General features: G+C 68.2%; 2 protein-coding genes. Both read right to left on the minus strand.

The features are described 5' to 3' along the window. Window positions 1–31: 31 nt before the first annotated feature. The gene (locus tag ACFXGA_RS40190) at window positions 32–949 is read right to left on the minus strand and encodes an IS3 family transposase (protein ID WP_378098476.1); all 918 of its coding nucleotides are present in this window, start codon (window positions 947–949) and stop codon (window positions 32–34) included. Further along, on the minus strand, window positions 946–1,257 hold the full coding sequence (locus tag ACFXGA_RS40195) for a transposase (protein ID WP_378098479.1): 312 nt from the start codon (window positions 1,255–1,257) through the stop codon (window positions 946–948). The genes ACFXGA_RS40190 and ACFXGA_RS40195 overlap by 4 nt, the downstream gene beginning before the upstream one ends. Window positions 1,258–1,323: the final 66 nt, after the last annotated feature.

Raw genomic sequence — 1,323 nt, forward strand, 5'->3', positions numbered from 1 at the left:
CTGAGCTTCCCCCGATAACCCGAGGCGGTTGTTACCTGGATGCGGTCGGTGCCGCCGGGATGGTAGCTGGCCGGGCCTGAGCGGTGTGCCAGGCGGCTTCGTACTCGTCGGGGCTGAGCCAGCCGAGGTCCTTCTGGATGCGTTCGGTGTTGTAGAACCCGTCGATATAACGGAACAGGTCGTTCTCGGCCTCGTCACGGGTGCGCCAGGAGCGGCGGTAGACCAACTCGATCTTCAACGTGGAGAAGAAGTTCTCCATCAGGGCATTGTCATACGAGTCGCCGACCGACCCCATCGACGGCAGAATACCGTTGTCCGCCAACCGTTCCGTGAATCGAAAGGCCGTGTAGGTCGACCCGCGGTCGCTGTGGTGGATCAGCTGCCCGTCGCGCACGTCGCGCGACCAGATCGCGTACTCCAGCGCACCCAGGACCAGGTCGGTGTCGCAGCGGTCGCTGGTCTTCCAGCCCACGATCCGGTTGGAGAACGCGTCGCGCACCGCGGCCAACCAGAAGGCGCCCTCGCCGGTGCGGATCCGGGTCGCGTCGGCCACCCACAACCGGTCCGGCGCGGGCGCGGTGAAGTCCCGGTTCACCCGATCGGGCGCCGGTGCGGCCCGCGGATCCTGCCTGGTCGACGGCGTCCGCCAGTGTTTGCGCAGGAACGCGCCCTGCAGGCTGGCCTGGCGCATCAGCCGTTCGACCCGCTTGCGCGACACCCGGATACCCCGACGCCGCAGGATCTGGTGTACCCGCGGGCTGCCATAGGTGCCGCCCGAGGCGGTGTGGATGTCGGTGATTTCGTCGGTGATCGCCCGGTCCTCGCGTTCGCGATCCGACGGGGCGGCCTGTCGGGCCACCCAGCCGCGGTAGGTGGACGAGGCGACACCGAGAACCCGGAGGACGAACTCGACCCCGAAGCGGCCGCGAAGCTGCTCGACGAGCTTCACGACCGTCGCCGGGTCGGGTCGAGTTCCGCCGCGAAAAACGCGGATGCGGTCTTGAGGATCTCGTTGGCCCGCTTGAGCTCCGCGTTCTCTTTACGGAGGCGGCGCAGCTCCTCCGACTCGGTCGTGGTGGGCCTGTCGTCCCGCTCGCCGCGGTCGGCCTCGTCCTGCCGGATCCAGTTCCGCAACGCCTCGTGGTGCACGCCCAGCTGCTCGGCCAGGCGCCGGATCACCGGCTTCGGATCCGACTCCCGGTACAACCGGACAGCCCGAGCCCGCAACTCGTCGGGGTACTTCTTCGGTGGTGCCACGGACGACTCCCTTCAGGCCCTATCGGACCATGCCTGGAAAGCCACCGGGCTACCGGGGGAAGCTCA

Source organism: Actinosynnema sp. NPDC059335, from assembly GCF_042752395.1.
Classification (GTDB): Bacteria; Actinomycetota; Actinomycetes; order Mycobacteriales; family Pseudonocardiaceae; genus Actinosynnema.